Origin of the sequence: Micromonospora sp. S-DT3-3-22 (assembly GCF_015354745.1) — a bacterium.
GTDB lineage: Bacteria > Actinomycetota > Actinomycetes > Mycobacteriales > Micromonosporaceae > Micromonospora > Micromonospora wenchangensis.
In genome coordinates, this window is the sequence record NZ_JACGMO010000005.1 from 87393 (window position 1) to 110002 (window position 22610).

22 protein-coding genes and 1 pseudogene are annotated in these 22610 nt (G+C 69.6%); 8 read left to right on the forward strand and 15 right to left on the reverse strand.

The genetic code is table 11. The features are described from left to right. Positions 1-73 precede the first annotated feature (73 nt). The 6 genes from H1A17_RS02615 to H1A17_RS02640 all read right to left on the reverse strand — a co-directional run bounded on the left by H1A17_RS02615 (position 74) and on the right by H1A17_RS02640 (position 8371). Positions 74-289 (reverse strand): flavin reductase, encoded by a 216-nt coding sequence (locus tag H1A17_RS02615; protein WP_228542785.1) that lies wholly within the window; start codon positions 287-289, stop codon positions 74-76. A gap of 749 nt (positions 290-1038) precedes the next feature. Further along, entirely contained in the window at positions 1039-1875 is an 837-nt protein-coding gene (locus H1A17_RS02620; RefSeq protein ID WP_194820958.1) for a sugar phosphate nucleotidyltransferase, read from the reverse strand. Between the two features lie 205 nt (positions 1876-2080). Continuing rightward, entirely contained in the window at positions 2081-4171 is a 2091-nt protein-coding gene (locus H1A17_RS02625) for a hypothetical protein (protein WP_194820959.1), read from the reverse strand. Then, positions 4168-5739, reverse strand: coding sequence for a hypothetical protein (locus tag H1A17_RS02630; RefSeq protein WP_194820960.1), 1572 nt, complete (start codon positions 5737-5739; stop codon positions 4168-4170). Before H1A17_RS02630 ends, H1A17_RS02625 begins: the two co-directional genes overlap by 4 nt. Positions 5740-5741: 2 nt before the next feature. Beyond that, entirely contained in the window at positions 5742-6773 is a 1032-nt protein-coding gene (locus H1A17_RS02635; RefSeq protein ID WP_194820961.1) for an Ldh family oxidoreductase, read from the reverse strand. Beyond that, positions 6770-8371: a glycoside hydrolase family 3 N-terminal domain-containing protein gene (locus tag H1A17_RS02640; RefSeq protein WP_194820962.1), complete on the reverse strand. Its 1602-nt coding sequence runs from the start codon at positions 8369-8371 to the stop codon at positions 6770-6772. The genes H1A17_RS02635 and H1A17_RS02640 overlap by 4 nt, the downstream gene beginning before the upstream one ends. 259 nt (positions 8372-8630) lie before the next feature. On the opposite strand from H1A17_RS02640, the gene H1A17_RS02645 reads away from it, so the two are divergent. From H1A17_RS02645 to H1A17_RS02655, 3 genes are all read left to right on the forward strand, one after another. Next, on the forward strand, positions 8631-10055 hold the full coding sequence (locus H1A17_RS02645) for a hypothetical protein (RefSeq protein WP_194820963.1): 1425 nt from the start codon (positions 8631-8633) through the stop codon (positions 10053-10055). Positions 10056-10293: 238 nt separating this feature from the next. Beyond that, positions 10294-11400 (forward strand): DUF6244 family protein, encoded by a 1107-nt coding sequence (locus H1A17_RS02650; RefSeq protein WP_194820964.1) that lies wholly within the window; start codon positions 10294-10296, stop codon positions 11398-11400. After that, positions 11397-11804, forward strand: a complete 408-nt coding sequence (locus H1A17_RS02655) for an Imm1 family immunity protein (protein ID WP_194820965.1) — start codon at positions 11397-11399, stop codon at positions 11802-11804. Before H1A17_RS02650 ends, H1A17_RS02655 begins: the two co-directional genes overlap by 4 nt. Here H1A17_RS02655 and H1A17_RS34160 read toward each other — a convergent pair. From H1A17_RS34160 to H1A17_RS02675, 4 genes are all read right to left on the reverse strand, one after another. Continuing rightward, positions 11748-12035 (reverse strand): cytochrome P450, encoded by a 288-nt coding sequence (locus tag H1A17_RS34160; RefSeq protein WP_228542786.1) that lies wholly within the window; start codon positions 12033-12035, stop codon positions 11748-11750. The genes H1A17_RS02655 and H1A17_RS34160 overlap by 57 nt on opposite strands. 27 nt (positions 12036-12062) lie before the next feature. Beyond that, positions 12063-12779 carry a PfkB family carbohydrate kinase gene (locus H1A17_RS02665; protein ID WP_375372782.1) on the reverse strand — a complete coding sequence of 239 codons (717 nt, stop codon included), beginning with the start codon at positions 12777-12779 and terminating at the stop codon, positions 12063-12065. A gap of 485 nt (positions 12780-13264) precedes the next feature. Continuing rightward, entirely contained in the window at positions 13265-15277 is a 2013-nt protein-coding gene (locus H1A17_RS02670; RefSeq protein ID WP_194820967.1) for a hypothetical protein, read from the reverse strand. Then, positions 15274-16539 carry a ferritin-like domain-containing protein gene (locus H1A17_RS02675; protein ID WP_194820968.1) on the reverse strand — a complete coding sequence of 422 codons (1266 nt, stop codon included), beginning with the start codon at positions 16537-16539 and terminating at the stop codon, positions 15274-15276. The genes H1A17_RS02670 and H1A17_RS02675 overlap by 4 nt, the downstream gene beginning before the upstream one ends. Before the next feature lie 393 nt (positions 16540-16932). Between H1A17_RS02675 and H1A17_RS35780 the strand changes: the two genes are divergently transcribed. Beyond that, complete coding sequence (locus tag H1A17_RS35780) at positions 16933-17187, forward strand: hypothetical protein (protein ID WP_372445962.1); 255 nt, start codon at positions 16933-16935, stop codon at positions 17185-17187. Then, positions 17157-18254: an integrase core domain-containing protein gene (locus H1A17_RS02680; protein WP_194820969.1), complete on the forward strand. Its 1098-nt coding sequence runs from the start codon at positions 17157-17159 to the stop codon at positions 18252-18254. Before H1A17_RS35780 ends, H1A17_RS02680 begins: the two co-directional genes overlap by 31 nt. 15 nt (positions 18255-18269) lie before the next feature. Here the strand turns inward: H1A17_RS02680 and H1A17_RS02685 are convergent, their stop codons facing one another. The 5 genes and pseudogenes from H1A17_RS02685 to H1A17_RS02700 form a co-directional block, all read right to left on the reverse strand. Further along, a complete protein-coding gene (locus tag H1A17_RS02685) occupies positions 18270-18422 on the reverse strand; it encodes a hypothetical protein (RefSeq protein WP_228542787.1) in 153 nt (50 codons plus the stop codon). After that, positions 18389-18775, reverse strand: a complete 387-nt coding sequence (locus tag H1A17_RS35785) for a DUF3703 domain-containing protein (protein ID WP_375372783.1) — start codon at positions 18773-18775, stop codon at positions 18389-18391. Before H1A17_RS35785 ends, H1A17_RS02685 begins: the two co-directional genes overlap by 34 nt. Before the next feature lie 156 nt (positions 18776-18931). Beyond that, positions 18932-19167, reverse strand: a pseudogene (locus H1A17_RS34165) (hypothetical protein); the annotation flags it as partial. Positions 19168-19274: 107 nt separating this feature from the next. After that, positions 19275-19880 (reverse strand): ImmA/IrrE family metallo-endopeptidase, encoded by a 606-nt coding sequence (locus H1A17_RS02695; protein ID WP_194820970.1) that lies wholly within the window; start codon positions 19878-19880, stop codon positions 19275-19277. Between the two features lie 3 nt (positions 19881-19883). Beyond that, positions 19884-20261 carry a helix-turn-helix transcriptional regulator gene (locus H1A17_RS02700; protein WP_194820971.1) on the reverse strand — a complete coding sequence of 126 codons (378 nt, stop codon included), beginning with the start codon at positions 20259-20261 and terminating at the stop codon, positions 19884-19886. A 173-nt stretch (positions 20262-20434) separates the two neighbouring features. Here H1A17_RS02700 and H1A17_RS02705 point away from each other — a divergent pair, with 173 nt between their 5' ends. The 3 genes from H1A17_RS02705 to H1A17_RS02715 are packed head-to-tail and all read left to right on the forward strand — an operon-like array spanning position 20435 to position 22436. Further along, positions 20435-20710 carry a multiubiquitin domain-containing protein gene (locus H1A17_RS02705; RefSeq protein WP_194820972.1) on the forward strand — a complete coding sequence of 92 codons (276 nt, stop codon included), beginning with the start codon at positions 20435-20437 and terminating at the stop codon, positions 20708-20710. Further along, positions 20707-21093, forward strand: coding sequence for a hypothetical protein (locus H1A17_RS02710; RefSeq protein ID WP_194820973.1), 387 nt, complete (start codon positions 20707-20709; stop codon positions 21091-21093). The genes H1A17_RS02705 and H1A17_RS02710 overlap by 4 nt, the downstream gene beginning before the upstream one ends. Continuing rightward, positions 21024-22436, forward strand: a complete 1413-nt coding sequence (locus H1A17_RS02715; RefSeq protein ID WP_309236681.1) for a ThiF family adenylyltransferase — start codon at positions 21024-21026, stop codon at positions 22434-22436. The genes H1A17_RS02710 and H1A17_RS02715 overlap by 70 nt, the downstream gene beginning before the upstream one ends. Positions 22437-22610 lie beyond the last annotated feature (174 nt).

The following is a 22610-nucleotide window of genomic DNA, read 5'->3' on the forward strand; positions in this document are numbered from 1 at the left end:
AGCGGTCATGAAGCGCAGGTGACTCGCGGCACGGCTGAGGCAGGGGGTCCTCTCACCCCTGGCATGGCCCCCATCAGCGGCCCCTGGCCCAGGACATGAACCGCTCCGTCAGATCGAGCCTGCGGTCCGGATGGAGCTGGTGAAGCTGACCGCTCGCCTCGGTCATCAACGCCCCGAGAAACAGCAGCAACGCGGTCCGGTCATGCCGGTACTCCGCCAGCAGCGCCAGCCGAGCCGGCTGGCAAGGCCACTCGGCACCACAGTTGCGACACCGCCAGAGCGGACGCATAGCGACATGAGGAATCGGCGGCCGGGCCATCAGCGCAGCCCTAGGGCGGTACGGCCGCCCAGTTCCTCGACGACCTGACCGACAGCGGTTGTCTTGCCAGCCCCGTTAATCCCCTCCAGGCAGGTGAGCAGCCCACGGTGCCGGATGGTCTCTTCCCTGGCAGATGCGTGATCCGAGCCCATGACCACCGCTTTCCTTCTTCAACGGCACCTGTCCCCAGATCTCGATGCGGCCTGGACGCGCCCGCTGCGGTCTCACCTCGATGGCTGCCGCCGCACCCGGAATGCCTCCCGACGCCACTGACGCCTACCGTCGGTGGTGGCCGGCCAGCCGCCGAATCTCGATGCCAGGGACAAGTAGAGGCTGGTCGACGCGTGTCGAACACCCTCGACACGAACCTTCGACACGGCCCGGCTCGTCAGGTGCGACGAGTACGGCAGGTGTTGCCCTTCCATGCCGGCACCGCGACCCACGTGCCGGCCGCCGGGCATCACGTGGACGGCGTGCTCCAGGCAGCGGTCAACGACGTGCAGCCACGTCCGACGGTGATGCAGGTCCTCAACGACGCGGGTGTGGCCCGCTACCCCCGCGGGACATCGAGGCAGGACTGCGCCGGGACGGGATCCTGAGACGTGGGTATCTGACCCCAGCTACGGGCACCCCGATCTGACGGGCTCACTGGCCGACCGCGACGCAGGGCGGCCAGCCCATCGGCTGCGGCTCCACAAGTGCAGCCCGAGCGCCTACCTCTAACCTGCAAGGGCACTGCTCTGGGCCGCAGCGTTGTTGGCTGCGAGCCAGCCGGCGGGGTTGCCGCAGTCGTGGTACTCGCCTGTGACGGGGTGGATCAGCACGTCGTGGTCGCGTGCGAAGGCGATCACGGCGTCGGTGGCCTGGTATTCGCCGTTGGGCGCTGGGGTCAGCTTCTGGAAGTAGGCCAGCGCGTGGGCTGGTAGCAGGGTGCGGCTGATGTTGATGTAGGCGGTCGGCTCGCCGTAGTTGTCCGGCTTTTCGAGCAGTTCGTCGAGCAGTTGGTGGCTGGCGACTGCGCGTGGGTGCAGGATGCCGTAGCGGTGGGCCTCGGTGCCGGGCACCGTGGCGGCGGCGAGCGCGGCCGGCACTGCGGCGGCGGTCCGGGCGGCGCTGAGGTCGGCCAGGTCCGATCCGCCGTCGCTGCGGAGGAGTAGGTCGTCGCCGGCGACCAGGAGGAAGTCGTCGCCGGCGATGAAGTCTGCGGCGACGATGGCGGGCAGTGCGGTGCCGTAGCGGTCGTCGCGGGGTTGTTCGAGGAACGTGAAGGTGGCCTGGGTGTGCAGGTCGGCGACCGCGGCGTATTTGTCCTGCCAGCCGCGTGCGGTGAAGTAGTCCTTGAGGTCGCGGTCTTCGCTGAAGTAATGGCGTACTTGGCGGCCGGGCTCGCCTGGGGCGGTGACGATGGCGATGTCGCGTGCTCCGGCGGCGACGCAGTCGGCGACGGCGTAGGCCACTACCGGCTGGTTGAGGATCGGCAGCATGCACTTGTTGATCGTCTTGCCGATGGGGAAGAACCTGCTGCCCATTCCGGCGACAGCGATGACGGCCCTCACGCGCGCACCTTTCGGTTGGTTGCCCGGCTGTCAAAGTGCGGCGACCACGCCTTCGAGGGCGACCACTCGCTTGTGGAGCGCTTCGAGTGAGCCGGGCGGACCCGTGCAGTTTACGCATCGCGCCGACCGGATTTGGGGCAGTTGGTGAAAGCGTACGACGGCAGCGGATCGCCGGCTTTTCAGTGCCGGCGATCCGCTGCCTGTGTCAACGCGAGGTGGGTGAGGTGGGCTTGACAGCGGGCTCGGCGGCGGCTGCGGCCAGGGAGCCGGCGTGTCGGATGCGGTCCCAGGTCGGTGTCCGGCGTGTGCCGGAGTCGAAACCGTGGCGCAGGGCCTGCCGATGGACCGCGGCGAGCATGGCGTCGTAGTCGCGCGGGGTACTGCGGTGGTCCTCGACGTAGTGGTGGAGGGCGGCGACGCCGACTTCGGCCAGTGTGTGTCCGCTGCGCGCGATGGCGGTGAGGAGGTCGGTGTCGAAGGCGAGGCTGTGGTCGGTGACGAGGGGTAGTGCGGTGCGCAGAGCGGCGGCCGGGAAGGCTTTGAAGCCGGCCTGGGGATCGCCGACGTCGAGCTGGAGAAGTTCGCGCACGGTTCGCTGGTAGAGCAGGGCGGTGGGAACAGGGCCGGTGGGCGGATAGTAGCCGTGGGAGTCGGGGCGGCGGCGGGAGCCGATGACGGCGCCGACGCCGGGTTCGTCGAGGGCGGCGACGTGCAGACCGAGCTGTTCCAGGGGATAGGTGAGGTCGAGGTCGGTGTAGGCGAGGACGCTGGAGCCGGTGCCGAGGAGTTGGGCAAGTCCCCACAGCACCGCGCCGCCTTTGGCGCTGGCGTCATCGGGTCGGGCCGTGATGGTCACGCGGATCTGCGGGTGCTCGACCCCGGTGGGGCGGGCGGCGAGGTCGGTGCTTTCGTCGACCAGGAGGAGATCGGCGCGGGCGTCGGGGCACGCCTGCAGCAGCCAGGTCAGTTGGGCGATCTTGACGGTGAGCGCGTCGTCGCCGTGCTCTGGGTTGAGGCGGTGGGTTTCGTCGCGCATCGGTACAACGATGCCGAGGTCGATGCGGTCGTGCCGGGAAAGGACGGCGGCTTTGGAGCGGGCCGCCTTGATGGCGGCGATCAGGCCGCGCAGGTGAAGGTCTGCCGGGAGGTGGTCGCGGCGGTTCTTGGCGAGGCCGTGCACGAAGGCGATGAGGAGCCGGTCGTCGTAGTGGGGAAGAGGGCTGTGTGTCTGGTGGCCGGTGAGGTGGTCGGCGACCAGGTGCAGCAGGGCGCGCCCGGCCGGGTCGGCGGCCCAGCACTGGTCGGGGGTGGGCGGGGCGTCGGCGTTTGCCCAGGCGGTGCGGACGTGCTCGCGGAGCAGGTCGTAGCCGGCCACGAGGGAGCGCTGGGTGTCGTCCCAGCGTGCGCCGTCGTCGGTGGCCTCGGCGGCCCGCCACGCTTGCTCCCAGACGGGAGGGTGAGCGCGGGCGGCGTGGGCGGTGGCAGTGACCTGCTGCCAGTGGCGGCGGGCGGAGAGCGATGCGCAGTCCGGGTCGTCGTCTGAGGAGAGATGAGCGGCGGCGGTCTCGGCCAGGGTGAGGGCTTGGCCGGCCTGGGCTGGGGTGTCGGCGGCGGCGGTGAGCGCGTCGAACCATCGCTCGGCGGCCAGGGTCAGCCCGCAGGTGTGGTGGGCGAGGTCGTTAATCGTCTGCTCTCGCCGGGTGAGCAGTCCGGCGCGTACCCGACGGCGGTGGGCGCGTTGGAGGGCGGCGGCGCCGGCCAGGTCGACCGGGGCGTGGTCGGCGCGGGCGGTGAGCAGGGCGTGCAGCGCGGTCTCTGCGGGGTCGGCCAAGATGTCGGCGTGTAGCAGCAGGGCCAGCAGTTCACCGAGTACCGCGGGATTCGCTGTCCTGGCTGACTGTCGGAATCGTTCGCTGGCCAGGTAGGCGTCGTCGATGGTTTCGGGACGGTGGGCGAGCGCTGCGATGGTGCGGGCGAAGGTGTGACACATCCCGGGTGTGGCATCGTCGGGGAAGAAGAGCCTGTCTCGCAGGGCCCTGGTCGCCCGCTTGGCCTCGGGGCGGTGGGCGACCAGCAGCGCGAGCGCGGCCAGTGGTAGGTCCGTGCGGTCGTCGAGCGTCCGGGTGATCCGGCCGGCAGCCGACGCCGCGGTGATCGACAGTAGCGCCCGTATGGTGGCCGGGTCCGGGTCGGCGGTTGCGGCCAGTCGTATCGCGAGTTCGGCGTCGGCGTCGTGGTCGTTGTTCAGCAGCGGCGAGTCGGCCAGGGGGAGGAAGACGCGGGCGGCGGCGGTCATCGGGTAATCCTCGCGGCGACGAGTTCGGCGGTCTGCTGGGCGGTGTGCACGGGGAAGAGCAGGTTCTGGCGCAGGAACGTGCGTTCGAACGGGCTCAGCGGTGCGTGCACGACGGTCGTGGTGGCAGTGATGTCCACGCGTGCGTCGTGCTTGCCGATGCGTTCCAGCAGGTGCCGCACGGTTTCCTCGTCCGGTGGCTGCGCTGCCGCGCACATCTGGTGCTGGGCGGTGGGGCAACGCAGGCGACAGTTGGTGGTGGGCTGGTCGTAGTGGCCGTTGTAGTCGGGGAGGTGGCTGCCGCGCTCCACGGTGCGCCCGCACGAGGAGCGTTTCAGGACCGCGGGCCGCTGGTGGGTGGGGACGTCGGCGTACACCTCGTCGAACGCGGCCATGATTCGCGACTCGGTGTCGGCGGTGAGCAGCTTCTTGCCCGGCGTGAACGAGCCCGTGGGCAGGGGCAGGCCGTAGGACATGAAGGATTGGATGTGGTCGTCGGCGAACTTCAGCCCGCCGAGGACGACGGTCCGGGCGCCGGCGTCTCGGAAGGCCTGCCAGACGTGCCGCAGGTGGGCGTCGGTGGTGTTGAGCCCTTCGGCGATCGGCCGGTAGTACGCCAGTACGTTGATCTTTTCCGATTGCAGGATGCGGCGCAGGAAGCGTAGTCGGCGCTCTCGGTGGGGCGGTTCGATCGACTCGGGCATGGCGGCGTAGCAGACGTTGACGTCAAGGTCGACGTGGACGAGGGATTCCAGGCAGTCGATCTGCTCGTCGGACAGGGTGTACTTGGTGATGCACGAGACGCGGTTGGTCAGGCCGAGGTCGTCGAGCAGCTGAAGCGCATGCCAGGTCCGAGGCCACAGCTTCGGCAGGAACGCCTCGGAGGTGGACATGTGCAGGCCGATGGGTGTGTGGTGCGGGGTGAACCAGGGGTGCGACAGCAGCCGCGCGACGACGTCCTCGGGTTCGAGGAAGCCGGTGGGTTCCCAGGCGCCGAGGTAGCCGTCGACGGTGTCACCTTCGCGCCGGTAGCAGTAGGCGCACATCAGAGGACAGCCGATGCCGAAGTCGGCGGACATGCCGCCCTTCATCTGCGAAATCATGTAACTGGTGTTCAACCCGTCGGGGCCGGCGGTGGCCTGGCTCGCGGCAATCTGCTCGACGGTGGCGATCGGCGTGAATCCGGCTGGCAGTTGCGCCTTGAGCGCGTACGGGGCGTCCGGGGTGCCGACGACGCCCGGCCACGCGAAGGTGCAGCGCAGCGCGAATCCCAGGGCGTCGCTCTGGGCCGCGTCGAGGTGATGGGTGCGGGTCAGCGCGGCGATGGTGCGGGCGGGAAGTTCCTGCAGCGGGACACGGCGGCCAGTCGGTTCGTGCAGCAGTCGATCCACGTGGACGTCGGTCAAGGCACGCTTCAGGGGTCCGTCGGCGAGTTGGCGTGCCGCGTCCACGACCCGGTAGGGGTCGGTGAGGTCGAGAACGGCCTGCAGGTCGCGGGCGACGGCAGATCGCGTCGCGCCGCGGTAGAGGGCTTTCGGGCTGCCGAGGATCGGTGGGCTGGTCGGGATCACATCTACTCCTTCGGGTGCTCTGGTGCCGGTCGTGCCCATCCGTGGGGTGCGGGGACATTTAGGCGGCGACCGGCGTCGATGAGGGCGGAGAGGTCGCCGGCGTTGAGGCGGACGCCGTCGTGGAGGGTCCGGTCGCGGTGGGACCAGACACGGTCACCGGGCATTCGGGCACCCTGCTGACGCACCGCGTCGGCGAGCGCGGCAACGCCGGTTGTTAGTGCATAGGCGGTGCCGAGACGGCGAGGGTCAATGGCCACGACCAGCAGGCCCCGTCCGTCATCTCCTGCCGGCACAGGGACGCTGCCGGTCAGCGCGCCCACCAGCAGCTCCAGGACGATCGCAAGGGCCTGGCCGCGCTCGCCGGCAGGCAACAGAACGGTGGCGCGGATCGGATCATGGGTTGCCCGGCCGTTCGCGTCGAGGGCCGCACCGTCGGGAAGGGCCTGGCCGGTGCGGGCGAGCTGGTGCAGACGGCCCCAGGACATCGCGGCGGCGGCCAGGTCCACCAGCACGGGGCGCTGCCGGTCCGGCCCAGGCACGGCGACCGCCAGCGCGCTACTGCCCAATACCGGCGTGCTGGTGCCACCGTGCAGGGCGACGCTGCGCGCCGATGCCTGGGCGGCGACCACACCCACCAGCCCACGTCGGGCGATCTTCGCGGCGGGAATGCCGAGCGCGCCGACATGACCGGCCCGACGAACGGTCACGGCGGCGATCCCCCAGCGGCGGGCGCGCAACATCGCCGCGGCGGCCGCCATCTGGGCAGCCAACGGCCCCGGAGCCAGGTCGGCGTCCACGACCCGGATCGCGTCCTCGTCACGGACGGCCCGGATGAGCGGACGCGGGTTCAAGCGGCCGGTGCGCAGCTTGTTCAGGTAGGTGGGGGCCAAGCGGCTGCCGTGGCCGCAGATGCCGCGCAGGTCAGCCTCAACCTGGGCATCGGCCATCACCCTCGCCCCGACGCGGGTCATTCCCGCCGCCTCGTACAGGCATCGCAGGTAGCTGGCGAGCTGCCGGGCGGGAATTGGGGTCACCACGACGCCCCGCCCACCGGTACGGCCCCATGGGCGCGTCCGTCGCCGAGCAGGATCCGGTCCACCGCCGCGATGCTGGCCCGGTGCGGACTGAAGGCGGCGATCAGCACCGGCGCGGACGAGCCGGCCAGGTCGTCGACGTCGCCGAACGCGACCTGAACCACGGTCCGTCCGTTTGCGGCGAGTCGCGTGGCCTCCTCGGCGGCCCGGCTGGAGTCCGCCGTGGTGGTGCGGGTGTCGTAGCCGTAGACGATGACCGGGCCTGCTGTCGGCACCGGAGCGCCGGCCGGCACCTGCAACACACGGTGGTGCGCGGCGAGCTGGATGGGTAGATAGTCCGGTGTGTGGCGAGCGCTGTCGGCCCGTCGCTGTCCGACGTCGGGCACTCGTACCAGGGTCAGGACCGTGCCGGGTGGCATGTTTAGCGGAAGGAGATGGCCGCCGCGTACGACCGCCACCGATTGGTCCGCGATTCGGTTCGCCACCTGTAGGGCTGAGGCGTTCGCCTGCGGCCACTGCGGTCGGTGCGCGCCGGGCGTCAGGCCGTACCACTGGTGCAGCGCTCGTACGCGGGCGACGGCCTCGCCGATGCGTTGACGGTCGATCACGCCGTGCTCGACTGCGGCCGTCAGCGCCCGCACCACCTCCGCGCGGCGCTGCTGTGCCGTCGCCTGGTGCGCCACGGGGCTTCGTCCCCGAGAGACTTCCGAGTCCAGCATCACGACGTCCACGCCGGCCACTACGGCGGCGATCGCCGCCTGGGCCACGCCGCCCAGCGGCTCGTGTACCGCGGGGATAGACAGGTTCTCGCTGACCACCACACCGCCGAAACCCAACTCGTCGCGCAGCAGGTCGAGCACGCGCGGAGATGCCAACGCCGGCCGGTCGTCGAGCGCGAGCACGGTCTGACTGCCGACCATCACGCACGCGACCTGCGCGTCGATCGCGGCCTGGAATGGAAGCAACGCACCGGGGCCAAGCCGGTCGAGCACCGGCGCGGCGTGGTGCGGGTCCACGCGGATCCCACCCAGCCCAGGGAAGTGCTTGGCGGTCGCCGCGACGCCCGCGGCCTGCGAGCCGCGCACGAACGCCGCCGCCAGCAGCGCAACCCGCTCGGGGTCCGAGCCGAAGGAACGGGTACCCACCGCGGCAGGTGCCGGCCAGGCCGTTGTGTCGCACACCGGCGCCAGGTTCCAGGCCATCCCCACCGCCCGCAGCTGCCCGCCGATCGCCGCACCGGCCATCTCGGCCAGGTCCTCGCTCCCCGCTGCCCCGAGCGCCAGATTCCCGGGCAACTGGGCCACGCCCGGCCAGTCCAGCGCGTTCAACCGGCCGCCCTCCTGATTGACGCTCAGCAGCAGCGGAAGCCGGCCAGCGGCGCTCTCGCTCGCCCAGCGGGTGACCTCATCCAGCACCACCGGACTGCCGACGATGGCTTTGCTGATCCGACCCGGCTCCCCCATCAGTGGCTCGCGTCGTGACGGGCCGCACCCGCCACCGGCATGAAGCGACATCCGGCCAGGACGCACCAGCAGGTCGATGTCAGCGGCGAGGCCAGGATCGACCTCGACCGGCTTACCGAGAAGCGGACGCGGCATGGAAGCTCTCCCTCACGGCCGTGAACCCGGCGAGCGGGCATCACCTGCAGGGCAGCGGGCACAGCCGCCGAGGTCCGGCCGGTGCCCACACATCGACCTTCGCCGGAACCGGACAGCGGGGGCAGACCCCGGCGAGGTGCCATCGGTGCGGTCCGCTCAAAACCTGGTGCGGTTGGTGCGCTTGCTTCTCCGCCACCAGTAAGGGCCGCTACTGTCAGTCGCGGCTGCATCTACGCCACCGCGGAAGGGGGCTCCAACCGTGCAAGGCGACCCCACTGCTGCCCGCGGTAACCAGCGGCTGGCTGGCCTGCTCAGCGATGCGCAATGGCGGCCCGAGGCCCTGGCCCGACGGATCAACGCCGCCCTGATGGCACGCGGCAGCAGCCGCAGAGTCCACCCCAAGACCCCCTACAAGTGGGTCTCCGACGGCGCACTACCGCACGGCGACATCCCCGAACTCGTCGTCGAGGTCCTGTCCTCCCAGCTCAAGACAGAGCTGGCGTTCGAAGACGTCTGGGGCGTGACCGCCCCGCGTCCGCGTCCAGCGCTGCCGGCGAACCACGCGATGGACCTACCCTGGGACAGCAACGGACTGCTCAGCCTCGTAGGAGGACCCGTGCCGACCCGTCGCACCATCATCGCCGTCACCGGCGCCGCGCTGACCGCCCCCGCCTGGGCCGCGCTCCATCAACCCGCCCCGGACCTCGTCTCCACCACAACCGAGGGCGGGCCAGTCAGCCCACCCCTGCTGGACATGATCGACAACCTCGTCGCCCACGCGCAGCAACTCGACGACCATCAGGGCGGCGCCGCCCGCGACTTCGTCCACGACCAGTTCACCGCCGTGGCACGGCTCCTACGCCGCGCCTCCTACAACGCCGCCGCCGGCCGCCGGCTCGCCGCGGCCCTCGCGCAGCTCGCCCAAACCGCCGGGTTCATGGCCTTCGACGCCCACGAAGACGGCCTCGCGCAACGCTGGTACCTCACCGCCCTCCGCGCCGCCCACACCGCCGCCGACCCCGGCCTAGCCGCCAGCGTCCTGGCCCTCATGTCCAACCAAGCCGCCGACCGCGGCCACGCCCTCGACGCCCTGCAACTCTCCGCAGCCGCCCAAGAATCCGCAGCGACCGCCCCACCGGCCGTACGCTCCTTGGTCGCCGCCCGCAGCAGCCTCGCCCACGCCGTCGCTGGCGACCTGACCAGCTTCCACCGCACCCGCGAGGACACCCTTACCCTCCTCGACACCCCACCCGACACACCACTTCCCCGCTGGGCCTCCTACATCGACCGGGTCGAACTCGACGCGATCACCGGCCGCGGACTGGTCGTCCTCGCCGAGCAACTGCCCCAACAGCGACGCACGCTTCTGCGCCACGCCGAGCGGCTGCTACACGCCCGCGCCCACACCAGTCCCGAAGCCCCGCCGCAACGCTCCGCCCTACGCCACGGGGCCTGGCTCAGCCTCGCCCACCACGCCGCCGGCGACCTCGACCTCGCCGTCGACACCGCCCGAATCGCCCTGCGCCGCCTGCCCGCCGTCAGCTCCACACGCAGCGTCGCACTGCTGCGTCGCCTCCACGACGACCTCACCCCCGCCGGCCCCCGCTCCCCAGCCGTGCGGGACCTCCTCAACGACCTGCGGCACCTGCCCGCGCCGCTTCAACCGACCGCCGCAGCGCGATGACAGGGCTTGGAAGCTCAGTGGTATGCCGGCGGTGGGGCTTCCCACGCGTGACCGATCGTCTGCGGAAGGAGTCCGGTGACCGCTGCCGACCTGCTGCTCACCGGCGTCCCCCAGCAGTTCTACGTGCCCGCAACGAGGACTGCGGCGAACCCTGCACCGCTCTGCAGCCCTCTTGTCTCCATGTCGATCTATAGCCTCGAAGCAGTGGGGCACGAGGGCCGGCGGGTAAGGACGGGTGATGTCGCTGATCGACGGCATCATCGGTGACCTGAAGGCGATGGCCGCCGGTGTCGCCAGTACTGAGCAGCACGTGCGGGCGGTGAACGACGCAGTGGAGCAGATCGCCGTCCGGGCCGCGGCCGCCGGCTTCACGGCGGTCGCGGCAGGGCTCACTCCAGCGCGGGGCGTTCTCGGGCAGGTGCAGGCGCAGCTGACCTCGATAGGTGGTGTCCTCGGCGAGACGGCGCGTGTGGTCGCGGCGGTTCCGCAGCAGTCCTCCCCGCAAGAGGTCACCGCCGTGCTGGCGTCGGTGGCTGCGGCCCTCACGGTTGTCGACAACGGCATCGCCGCGTCGACGGCGCAGATCGGGCAAGCGCGGCAGTACGTTGTGGGCGCCTTGCGGGGAGGCCAGCCCGGCCCGACGCTGGCGGGCCTGCAGAGAGTGAACGACCTACTCCACGTCCTTCGAACCCGTGGGGAGGCCGCGCGTCACGCCGTCAACGCCGCACTGACGCAAGCCCGCCACGTCGGTGCGCTCGACGCACCGGCCGCAGGCGGCGGTAACGCGTCCGCCACCCAGCCCGTGCCCGTGTCGCCCGTCCACTCCACGGGCCCGCCCCCTGGTCAGGGATCGGCATCTGATGGTGGGCAGAACACCTTTCCGGCACCAGTCGACCCCGCCTGGCGGCAGGTCGATCCTGGCGCACTACCCGATACCGTCCGTGCCACCGCTGGCTCTCTGCCTCCTCGGCCGTCGGGCAGCACCCGTCCCACCCAAGGATTCCTCGACAGCATGCCGGTCACGTCCGGAGGAGGCGACCGATCCCTGGCCGCCGACCTCGTTCACGATCCGCTACGTGGACCCCCGGTCACCTTCTACGACCACGTCGAGTCGAAGGCCGCCGCGCACCTGCGCCGCGCTGGCGGCGGCGCGGCGGACCTCGCCATCGACAACACCGTCTGCGGCACCAACGACCGAGACCAGGCCTACCCCTGGACGTGTGACAAGATCCTGCCGGCCATCCTGCCCGCGGGAAGCCGCCTACGCGTGTGGGTCACCCGCGACGGCGGCACCACCTGGTGGCACCGTGTCTACACCGGCACCGGAGAGAGGATCAGCCGATGACCCCGCTGCTACGCGACTACCACGGGCACCCCTACGACCTGGCAAGCCCGGACGAGGCGGGACGCCGCTTCGACGAACAGGTCACGGCGATCATGCCCCACGGTGAGTGCGGACAGACACTCACCGTCGGCACCGCCGACGGACCGGTGTTGCGCATCGACATCGACGCGGACGCCAACCGGGCCGCACTGCGGTGGCTCCCCGACGGCAGCCACGCCACCGACCTCGATGCCGACAGGCCGATCACCGTGTACGAGTCGCCCGACGCCGGCCTACGCGACATCCCCGCCGGCCTTGCCCGGGTAAGCACCGCAACCGCCCGCAACGCCGTCATCGAGTACGTCACCTCAGGCCAACGACCCACCAGCGTGACCTGGGTCCACGACGAGTTGCCCGCCACGTAGCGCGTGGTCCCGGCGTTGAGCTTTGCTGACGTCCGTATCGATGCTGTGCCTGCGCGTACCGACGAGCACGGCGTGGGCCAAGGGCGGATCGCCGAAGAGTGCTTCGTTGATCTGACGGATCTGCACGTCACGGGGCTCGACCTCGGTCTCGCCGTAGAAGGTGTGCAACTCTTCGAGAAGTGCGGCGATCGCGTCGACATGGACGGGTTCGGCGGCTACGACGGTGGTCACGACTGTGTCCTTCCTGTCGGAGTGGTGCTATTGCGGCATGCTGCTGCTCACGAGGGTCGTCGCGGCGGCCACCCCGTCGGTGACCGCGTCGGAGAGTGGGATCTGGTGGGCGAGGCGTGTGGCGAGGGTGCCGAGGAATGGGTCGCCTGCTCCGCTGGTGTTGATCGCGTTGACGTGTGGTGCGGGCACGAGCGCCGTGTCGTGGGCGTCGCTGTAGGCGGCGCCGCGCGGGCCGGCGGTCACCACGACCGCTCTGGGGCCCAGTTCGCGGAGCTCCCACGCGGCGACAGTGGGGTCGTCGTGGTGGCGGCCGAGTATCGCCGCTGCCTCGGCCTCGTTGGCAACGAACAGGTCCAGCGGAGCCAATGCAGCCGGCCCAAGCGTGGGATGCGGCACCAGGTTGCCGATGAGCGTCCGCGCGCGGTGGTGTCGGAAGACGGCGGCGACGGCGTCGGGTCGCAGATCGAGTTGGGTCACCACGACCGAGGTGTGCAACCCTGCGAGTCGGCTGCGTACCTGCTCGCCGGTGAGTTCGGTTTCCGGGGCCAGCGCGAGGATGATGCGGTTCTCACCGTCAGGGTCGACCTCGATGAGCGCGACTCCGGTCGACGCCGACGGCACGAGGTGGAAGCAGGACACGTCAACGGCCGCGTCAGTCAGGGCCCGGTACAGGAAGGCACCCCAGTGGTCGTCGCCGACGTTGCCGATCAGACTGGTGTGCGCGCCCGCCCGGCTGGCGGCCACAGCCTGGTTGAGGCTCTTACCGCCAGCGGTGGTCGTCGCCCGGCGACGACGCGAACGTCGTGCGGGCAGGAACCGGCGGCCCGGGAACCCGCACAGTGATGTCGATGTTGGCGCGGCCCACGACGACGACACGCGGCCAACCCGACATCTGCGCCGGCCCAAGCTTGGGGTCTGTTGCGTTGGGCGAAAGCATGATCGACTGCAGCTTGCCCGGTGTGGTCTGCCGGGCAGGTGAGGTCCCTGTCTCGTGTCCGGCCCTGGTCCCCGCCGAAGGTCTCCCCGCCGCCCAGCCCGTCAGCGGACTGGTGGGCGCCGTAAGGATTCGGTGGAGGCAAGCCATCGTCGACGGTGTCCGTCGGCGGTCCACTGGGCTCTCTCGCCATCGGGCCATCGGGCCAACCCGCCACCAGGCCGGAAACCGGTGGCGGGTCGTCTGGAACTGTCACGTCGGCGGTGACGGAACCGACGGCGTGGCGGCCCTCAGGTCAGATCTTCAGCTCCTTACGGCACCAGCGTCGCACCAGGGCACGTTTACCCGCGGACAACTCCCGGGTGATCGGCATCTCCAGGGCGGTGCCCCGACGGCTCTCGTCGATCACGTCCAGCATCAGTCCCGCGAAGTGGGTTACCCGGTTCGGATCGTGGGGAGTGCTGGCCGGCCCCCACGGAATGATCGTCCCCATGATCGGGTAGAGCAGCGCGTAGTAGCTGAACACCTCCCGGTACACCAGGTCGAAGGTGAGCTGGTCGTCCGGTATGTCGCTGTAGTCGTCGTACGGCAGTGCCCGGACCGTGGAGAAGTACTCCACCGCCCAGGCCGGGTTGTCCGGGTCGGCGTGGGTGTCCGGCGGCAGGTACCGCAGCTTGTAGCAGGCTGGTGCGTCGACCTCGATCGGCACGTCCACCAGGCCGCCGGCCGGCACCCGCACGGTGAACTCGCCGACCTTCTCCTCACCGAGTGAGGTCGCGGTCAGCACCAGCGGGTTCACCGAGTTCACCCGGCCGGGTGTCTGCACGTCCCGCCAGACCTGCACGGTCAGGGTCAGGGGCTCGGTGATCGGCTCGCCCTTGCGGAACAGCCGCAGCGCGGCTGTCCCCTTCGCCCGCTGGCCGCGGCCGTCCGGCACCATGTCCAGGTACACCGCCTGGTCGTCGGTGGCGACCTGGACCGTCCCGATCTCCCGCAGCAGCAGCACGGGACGGTGGTCGACCCAGGCCCGCAGTTGCAGCACGCCGTCGTGGATGTGCTGCCCGATCTCGCTGCGCGGACTGAAGTCGAACTCGACCACTCCGCCGTACGTCTCGTAGGGGCCCTGCTCGTAGTCCACCACGCCGATCATCGTGCGCCGCTGCTGGCCCCCGACCTCGTAGAGCAGCTCCAGGAACACGCCCCCGTCGAAGTCGATCTTGCTGAAGTCGCCGCCGCCGACCTCAGGGAACGTGGTGCCCAGGTCGAGCACCACCCGGTTCTCGTCGATGTACGCCATGGCCGGGCCGACCAGCTCCGCGTCCGCGCTCGACGCGCTCAGCGCGTTCAGGGTGGTGCCGGGGATTTCGACGCGTTCCACGTCCTCGTGGGTCTTGACCCGCATCCGGGTCACCGCCCGGGGGGCGCCCCCGTCGGCCGGGAAGTAGGGCGGGCCGGGCTGGTGCAGGGCCCGGCCGACCGGGGCGGAGATCATGTCGGTGCCGTTCCACACGCCGACGGTGCCGACCACCCGACCGATCTTCGGGTTCATCGCCCGCTCGCCCCGCTGGAACTTGTCGTACATGGTCATCTGGTCGAAGCTGGTCCGCATCCCGTAGAAGCACCAGCGCAGCAGCAGACCACCGCCGTCGGCAGCGCCCTCGCGCAGAGCACGCAGGCCGTCCGAGTCCGGCGCCCGCTCCGGGTCGACGAAGACCAGCGTGGAGTTCGGGATGACGGCCTGGAAGGAGCCGGCGCCGCCGGGACGGAAGAAGTTCAGCCACCTGGTGAACGAGGTGGTCGGCACCCCCCGCACCAGTTCGGTCAGCTCGCCGTCGCGGTCCGGGCCGATGATCCGGAAGCCGGCCGCCACGAACTGGGTGCCGTAGCTGTCGGCCGGGTTCACGTCGACGATCCGGGCGTTGAACGCGAGATACGCGTTGAGCAGCGGATCCCGGGCGGCTCTGGTCACCGGCTGGTCGTCCACCCACACGCTTGTCGCCTGCGCGTTGCCGAACGTGGCGAGGTGGTCACCCCAGTAGTTCCAGTAGCCCGGCATGCCGGACTGCCAGTTGGGGCTGGGCGTGGCCGCCGTGTCCGGGTCCGCGTACACCACCAGGCTGGTCATCCATTCCCGGTACGCGGCGTCGTCCATCGCCGGCAGGCTCGCGCCCTCCGCCACCGGCGGATTCAACACCTGGACCCGGTCGTAGTCCAGCAGATGGACGATGTTCTCGTTGTTGGCGGTGGACGGGTTGACCATCGCGTCGGTGCCGAAGAACCCGATTCTGGGCCGGGCCAGATAACTCATGCGGACAACTCCACGGACGACGGGGCGAAGAGCGGGACCAGCGTTTCCAGCCGGGCGGCGATGGTGGCCAGCGCGTCCTGCGCCTCAGCGCCGATCCCGGAGTCGGTGAGGCCGAGCACCCGGCACCGTCCGGCGACCGCGAGCAGTCGTCCGGCCAGCGCGTCGATCGTGGCCGGCGGGCCGGTCGGCTGGGGTTGCGGTAGCTCGAAGCTGGGTCCGGCGTACCGGCCCGGGTGGTCCGCGCCGGCCGGCAGCCGGGTCAGCAGCGCCGCGAGCGGCTTGATGCCCAGCGGCATCAGAGCGGTGATCACGCGCGCCAGGCCCCGCCGCTGTGCGGCGCTCTCGCCGTCCGGCGTGAACAGCCGGGTCAGCATGTCCACGAAGAGCAGGTACAGCTCGTTGAAGGCGACGCCGACCGACCGTGCCGCCGGGTCGGTGATCAGGGTTCCGCCGGTGTTCGTCGCGTCGTAGGCCGGGTTCTCCACGGTCGGCCAGCCTGGGACGAAGTCCGGCTGCGCACGGTTGAGCCCGTCCAACTGGTCGGCGATCTGGTGGAAGTACGCGAAGTGCGAGTTCGACTGCCAGTCCGGCACGCCCTCGCCCTCCAGCACGATGAGGTCGATGTACCGGGCGGCCTGCTCGGCGGTGGTTATCGCTTCCAGCGTCGGGGTCAGCGGAATGAGGGCGCTGGTGACCTGCCGGGTCGCGGACGCCCGGTCGATCCACTCCGGATGACCGAGGATCGCCTTCTTGATCTGGTCGTAGAGTTCGGCGATCGAGCCGTACGGCCGCTCCTGGCTTGCGGGGATCGCCATGTTCAGCCGGGCGTGTGCCTGCCGCCCGCACTCGGCGCAGAAGGCGTCCCACCAGCCGTCCGGTTCCGGCTTCTCCCAGCACAGGAACCGGTTGACGGTGTCGCGGTCGAACGGCGTCAACGTGGACGGCAGGGTTATGTCGGAGTACCGGCTGGCCGGCTGCGGGAAGTTGGGTCGCCACAGCAACGGCGCGGCGCCCAGGGCGATCAGGATGTTGTTGGCCAGGGTGAGGTGGTACATCTCCTGCACCGCGATGCGGGTGAGCTGCTGGCTCCACTGCTCGGTCAGGGCCGCCCGGACCGCGGTGATCCCGGGATCACCGCCCTGGGCCAGGGTCGCCGCCGCGTACAGGTACTGCACGCAGAGCATGTGTTCCAGCTCGCAGGCGTCGTGAAGCATCTTGATGGTCGTGGACTTGTCCAGCAACGCGGGCTCGATAGCCGCCACGCACAACCTCCATAGTGAGCGGAAGGTGTTCCGATGACTACCCGACGCTACAAACGGGGGTTTGGGCCGCCAACCCATTGGCTGGGATCTATCGAATCGTGGGGAAGTCGAGCGCCACGCGTTACAATGCCGCACGGCCTTCGGTGGCAGTCGGGATCCGGTAGGACAGCGCCCGCCTAGGCCGTGTTTCGTAGGGGTTGGCGGCGTGGCGGTGGTCGCTCATGGGAGAGGTCTCCGGTAGTTGGTTCAGCGACCAAGCAGAACTTCACACCGGAGACCTCGTGCCGAGCGTAGCGGCAGCGAGGCGACATGACCTGACCGACGTGCAGTGGGCGGTACTCGAGCCGTCGCTGCCTGCGGGAACGGGGTCATGCTCGGCCGCGCAGATGGACCATGAGAGTGATCATCGACGGGATCCGGTGGCGGGTCCGGACCAGATCACCATGGCGGGACATCCCCCGCGCCCTACCCGCCCTGGCAGTGCGGGTGCCGAGAACCTCATCCACCCTGTTCACAGCCGTCCCACTGCCAACGTGGGCAGGCGGAGAACCGGACTGGTTTCGGCGACCGGACCTCGGTGAGGCTCGATGCAGAGTGTTCCGCGAGGATGATCGGTTGTGTTGCTGCGACTGGCCTATCTCGGTGTGACCAACGCCCTCGCGTTGCTGCGGCTGTTGCCGATGAGCGACCGCGACAAGGACGCCGAGATCCTCGCCTTGCGTCACCAGATCATGGTCCTCGAACGGCAACTCGGTGGCGGCGGGGTCCGGTTCAACCCGGCCGACCGGGCCTGGCTGGCGGCCCTGCTGCACCCGCTACCACGAACGCTTTTGCACCAGCTGCGGCTGCTGGTACGCCCGGAGACCGTGCTCCACTGGAACCGCGAACTGATCGCCCGCCGGCACGCCCGACAGTCCCAGCCCCGCCGGGCCGGTCGGCCGCGAACGGTTCGGTCGATCCGGACGTTGGTGCTGCGCCTGGCCCGAGAGAACAGCGGCTGGGGCTACCGGCGTATCCACGGCGAACTGCTCGTCCTCGGGGTGAAGGTCGCCGCGTCCACCGTGTGGGAGATTCTCCACGACGTCGGCGTCGACCCGGCACCCGAACGCACGAACAGCACCTGGGCGACGTTCCTGCGCTCCCAAGCCCAAGGCCTGATCGCTGCGGACTTCTTCGAGACCGTGACGCTGACCGGCGCCCGCCTCTACGTCCTCGCGGTGATCGAACACGCCACCCGAAGGGTCCGGATCCTCGGCGCCACGCCCCATCCGAACGCCGCCTGGGTCACCCAGACGGCTCGGAACCTGTTCATGGACCTCGAGGACACCGGCTGCCAGGTCAAGTACCTGATCCGCGACCGTGACGGCAAGTACCCGGCCCTGTTCGACACGATCCTCGCAGGCGCCGGCATCGAGGTCATGCTCACCGGGGTACGGATGCCTCGCATGAACTCGATCATGGAACGGTGGATCCAATCCTGCCGCCACGAACTGCTCGACCGGATGTTGATCTGGAATCAGGCGCATCTGCTGTACGCCCTACGCGAGTACGAACACCACCACAATCAGCACCGCCCGCACCGAGGCATCGCCAACGCCCGGCCCCTGCGAGCACTACCCGACCCAATGACCGAACAGGCTGACCTCGCGCGTCTCCGCATCCGCCGACATGATCGACTTGGCGGCATCCTCCACGAATACGAGCATGCCGCTTGACCAGCGCGGATGAGGTTATCGGCACCCGCAGGCTTGGCGGGCGCTGTTCAGGGTCCGGAAGAGTTGCCGGCTGATGTAGCGCTTGAGGCTGCGCATGATCTCGCGTTTGGTGCGTCCTTCGCGGGTGCGGCGGGTCACGTAGTCGCGGGTGCGAGGGTCGTGGCCCATGCGGACGAGCGCGACGGTGTTTCATCATGTTCGTGGATCCCACGTCCTGCATCGTCGCAGTACCACCGCCGTAAGGCAGGCAGAACGAGGGGTGGATCGCGCTTGACCGGCGGGGCTACTGGCTCACCAGGGGCGTCGGCCGCTGTTCCGGGCGCGTTGGCGAGCACCGCGGCCAGGTCGGCGGGGATCGGCATGGGTTGTGCCAGCGGTACGCGGACGCGGCCGGTGTCGCCGGCGGGCAGGCGGCCCAACGCGGCTCCGGGTCCGGTCATGGCGAGATGGATGACCTGCTCGACCCCCTCGACGCGGTCGCGTTCGCGCAGGGCGCGGCGCAGCATGGCGGCGTGGACCACGGTGTGCGGCTACGGCTACGGCTACTGCTGGGACGGGATGAGCACGCGTTCGGCCGCCTGCCACACGGTCGCTGGGTCGTTGCGGCGCGGCCGTGGTCAACTCGGCATCGAACGCGGCGGGCACCGCGGACGGCATGAACCCGATAGCAAGTGCGGTCATGCCGCATTCGACGAGCAGCAGGAGCAGCCCGGTCGGCATCCGCACGCGTCATCCTCGCCGGCACCGTGTCCATCTGCGACGGTACCGGCGCGGGTGTGGGTGTCAGGGAGCGGGACGGTCAGCAGGACCGCGCAGCAGGCATCACTACGCCACGCCTCCGGCCTTCCTTGACCGCCACGGCGGCGATGACCAGTGCGGTGATGGGGTCGACCCAGGACCAGCCGTAAAGGTTCTTCGCCCTGAACTCGCAGGACTCGTCCCCCGCTGCCGCCACCCAACCAGGCCATCGGATGCCGACGTCTCGCCCAGCGGAGCAGTGAGGTGATGGATGAAGTTGGGCTACCAAGACTTTCCGGACTTGGCCCGCTTCGCGGCTGCGCGTTGGGCAACGATCCGCGCCCCCGTTCCGTTCATGCGCCACCTGGCCACCAGAAGGCTGACGTCGAAGAGGTCGGCGACTTGCTCGTCGGTCCTGCGCTCCCTGGCTGCCTTGTAGGCGGCGGGCAGAGGCAGAAGCAGTTCGGCTCCAAGTTCCTGCGCTTCCCACTCCTGATCTTTGCTGGTGGGATTGGCGCATCCGCGGCGGCCCTCGGCGCTGAACATGACCCGGTCGAACTCGTGTTCAAGGAGCACGTGGGCCATCTCGTGGGCAACGTTGAATCTGCGGCGGCGGGGCAGGTGTGAGGTGTTCTCCACGATGAACTGGCCCGTTCCCGCAGGTACCAGCGCGGCGGACCATGCCTCCGGACGTTCGGAGGCGTAGAAGGTCACCGATTTCTCAGGGCATCCCATCTCCGCGAGGCTGTCCAAGGGGTGCACGGCGACGCCGTGCGCGTGGGCGAGTTCGTAGGGGCAGAGCCGATCGTGTTCGGTGAGACCGAGGTCGGTCTTTCGGATGTCGATTGCTCGACGCTGGATCTCAGCCTTGGGGAGCCTCTTGCCCACGTGTCACCGGTTCCGAGCCGCGCGTTGGGTGGCGTGCAGCTTCATGGCCGCTTCGAGCACGTTCTGTAGGTGTTGCTTCTCCTCCTCGCCGAGATCTTTGCGAGCGCGCAGGAGAACGCCGACCTCGGCGAGGAGTTCGGGCTCCTCGTCCTGGTCGTCCTCCATGTCGGAGATCCAGAAGGTCTCCGCTGGCATCTTCAGCCACTGGGTGAGGGTCATGAAGGCGTCGGCGTCCGGCCGGTAGCCGTTGGCAAGGCGGGTCATCGTGGAAGGGCTACATCCCACCTCGCCGGCGAGTTGTCGCCAGGAGAGGTTCTTGCTTCTGCGCGCGGCGTCGAGGGCTGTGTACAGCGCCGGCACGTTGATCCTGGTCTGGGCCATGGGCGGGGCATCTCCTCGCAGGTTGCGCGAACCACCTTTCTACCACCGTTCGACATGTCGAACACTCGCGTGGTAGCGTTGATCTCGTTCGACAAGTCGAACGGTGTCCTACCAGTAGGACACCTACCGTACCCGCTGCGCTCCAGCAGCAGCAATGATCCGAGGAGATCAATATGACGACCAGCGCCACCGAGAACGTCGGCGAGAGCCAGCGCCCGCCCCGGACCATCAGGGTCTCGGTCAACAACCAGCAGGTCGAGTTGCCCGAGCGCCGGGTCACCGGCCGGGACATCAAGCAGGCCGCCGTCGCGCAGGGCGTCCACATCCAGCCCAACTTCCAGCTCTCGGTGAAGCGGGGCAACCGCTACGAGGTCATCGGCGACGACGACACCATCACGGTCCACCCTCACCAGGAGTTCCTCGCGGTCGCGCCGGACGACAACTCGTGACCGAGCCGACCGCAGCGGTCACCACCGCGGTCGACGCCGTCCGGGAACACTTCGCCGGCAAGCCGGTCGAGGTCACCCCGGACGGCGCCGGCGGCGCCTTCGTGACCGTCAACGACATCGAGATCGGCCCGGGCTACATCCCGTCGACCACATGGCTGGGCTTCCAGATCAGCGCCGCCTATCCCTGCGCGGACGTGTACCCCCACTACACCGGACGGCTGACCCGCACCGACGGGCAGCCTCACGGGCCGGCCATCCAACAGGTCGACTGGCAGAACAGGCCAGCCATGCAGTTGTCACGCCGCTCCAACGGGTGGCAGGCCGGGATCGACAACGCCGCGCTCAAGGCCGAGAAGGTGATCACATGGCTCGTCACCCAGTGAACCCGCCGGCGGACGGCTGGAGCCTCACCATGCCGGCTCGGCTGTGGGCCGACCTGTCCAAACACCTGTTCCGGGGCGACAGGGACGAACACGGCGCGGTCATCCTCGCAGGCCGCGCCGAAGGCCCCCGCGGGCCCCGGCTGCTCGCCCGCGAGCTGATCCTCGCCAACGACAGGGTCGACTATGTGCCCGGTGAGACCGGGTACCGGGCCCTCGCACCGTCCTTCGTACGCGACGCCGCAGTCCGGGCACGGGAAAAGGGACTCGCCTACCTCGCCATTCATAACCACCTCGGCGGTGCGACGGTCGGCTTCTCCCGGATCGACCTAGCCAGCCACGAGCGGGGCTACCCGGCACTGCGGCAAATCACCGGACAGGTCGTCGGTGGACTGGTCCTCACCGCCCAGGCCGCCGCAGGTGACCTGTGGTTGCCCGACGGGTCCCGCGTCGACCTCGCGGAGGTCGTCATCCCGAGCGGCAACCTCATTCGCCTGCGGCCTCGCCCCGCCCGCGCCGGCAGGGCCGAGCTTCTGCACGATCGGCAGGCGAGGCTCTTCGGTCAGCTCGGCCAGGAGTCCCTCAGCCGCCTGCGGGTTGCCGTGGTCGGCCTCGGCGGAGTCGGCAGCATACTCGTCGAATTCCTCGCCCGCCTCGGCGTCGGCGGCCTTGTCCTGATCGACGACGACATCGTCGACGAGACGAACCTGCCCCGGCTGCTCGCCGCCGAACGCGACGACGTCGGCCGGTCGAAGACCCTCCCCGCGGTCCGGAACGCCCGTCGGGCGAACCCGGATATCGGCCTGACGGTGATGGCGGAACGAGTTGAGACCAGCACGGCGAGACAGTCGTTGAACTTCTGTGACTGGATCTTCCTCGCCGCGGACAGCCACTCCGCCCGGTACTGGGTCAACGCCGCCGCCAACAAGTACCTGATCCCCACGACGCAGATCGGCGTCAAGATCCCCGTGAACGACGACGACATCGTCGGCCAGATCCACGCCGTCAACCGGTTCGTGGTCCCCGGAAGCGGCTGCATGTGGTGCAACGGCCTCATCGACCCGACCGAACTCGCGATCGACATGCAACCCGAACACGTACGGGCTGCCGCCCGCTACGTCGCAAGCGTTCCAGCACCCAGCGTCATCGCCCTCAACGGCCTCGTCGCCACCGAGGCCATCAACCACTTCATGCTCGCCGTCACCGGCATGCACCACGACCCCGACGACACCACCTCCACGATCCACCTGCCCAGACGGCGCGAACGCACAGGCCAGATGCCACGCCGTGACAAGGACTGCCCATGGTGCTCTCCAAACGGGCACCTCGGGCGCGGTGACAGCTGATCAGGACAGCGGCGATCTTGCCGACGGTGGGGTGATCAGGTGTCGGGGTGGGCGTCGGCAAGGGCCTCGCCGAAGAGCCGTCCGGCGAGTTCCACGCAGCGCATCCGGGCAGGAGAGAAGTCGTAGGGCATCTTGGTGATCGCTGTGGCGGCGCTCATCTGGGTGTCCTCCTCC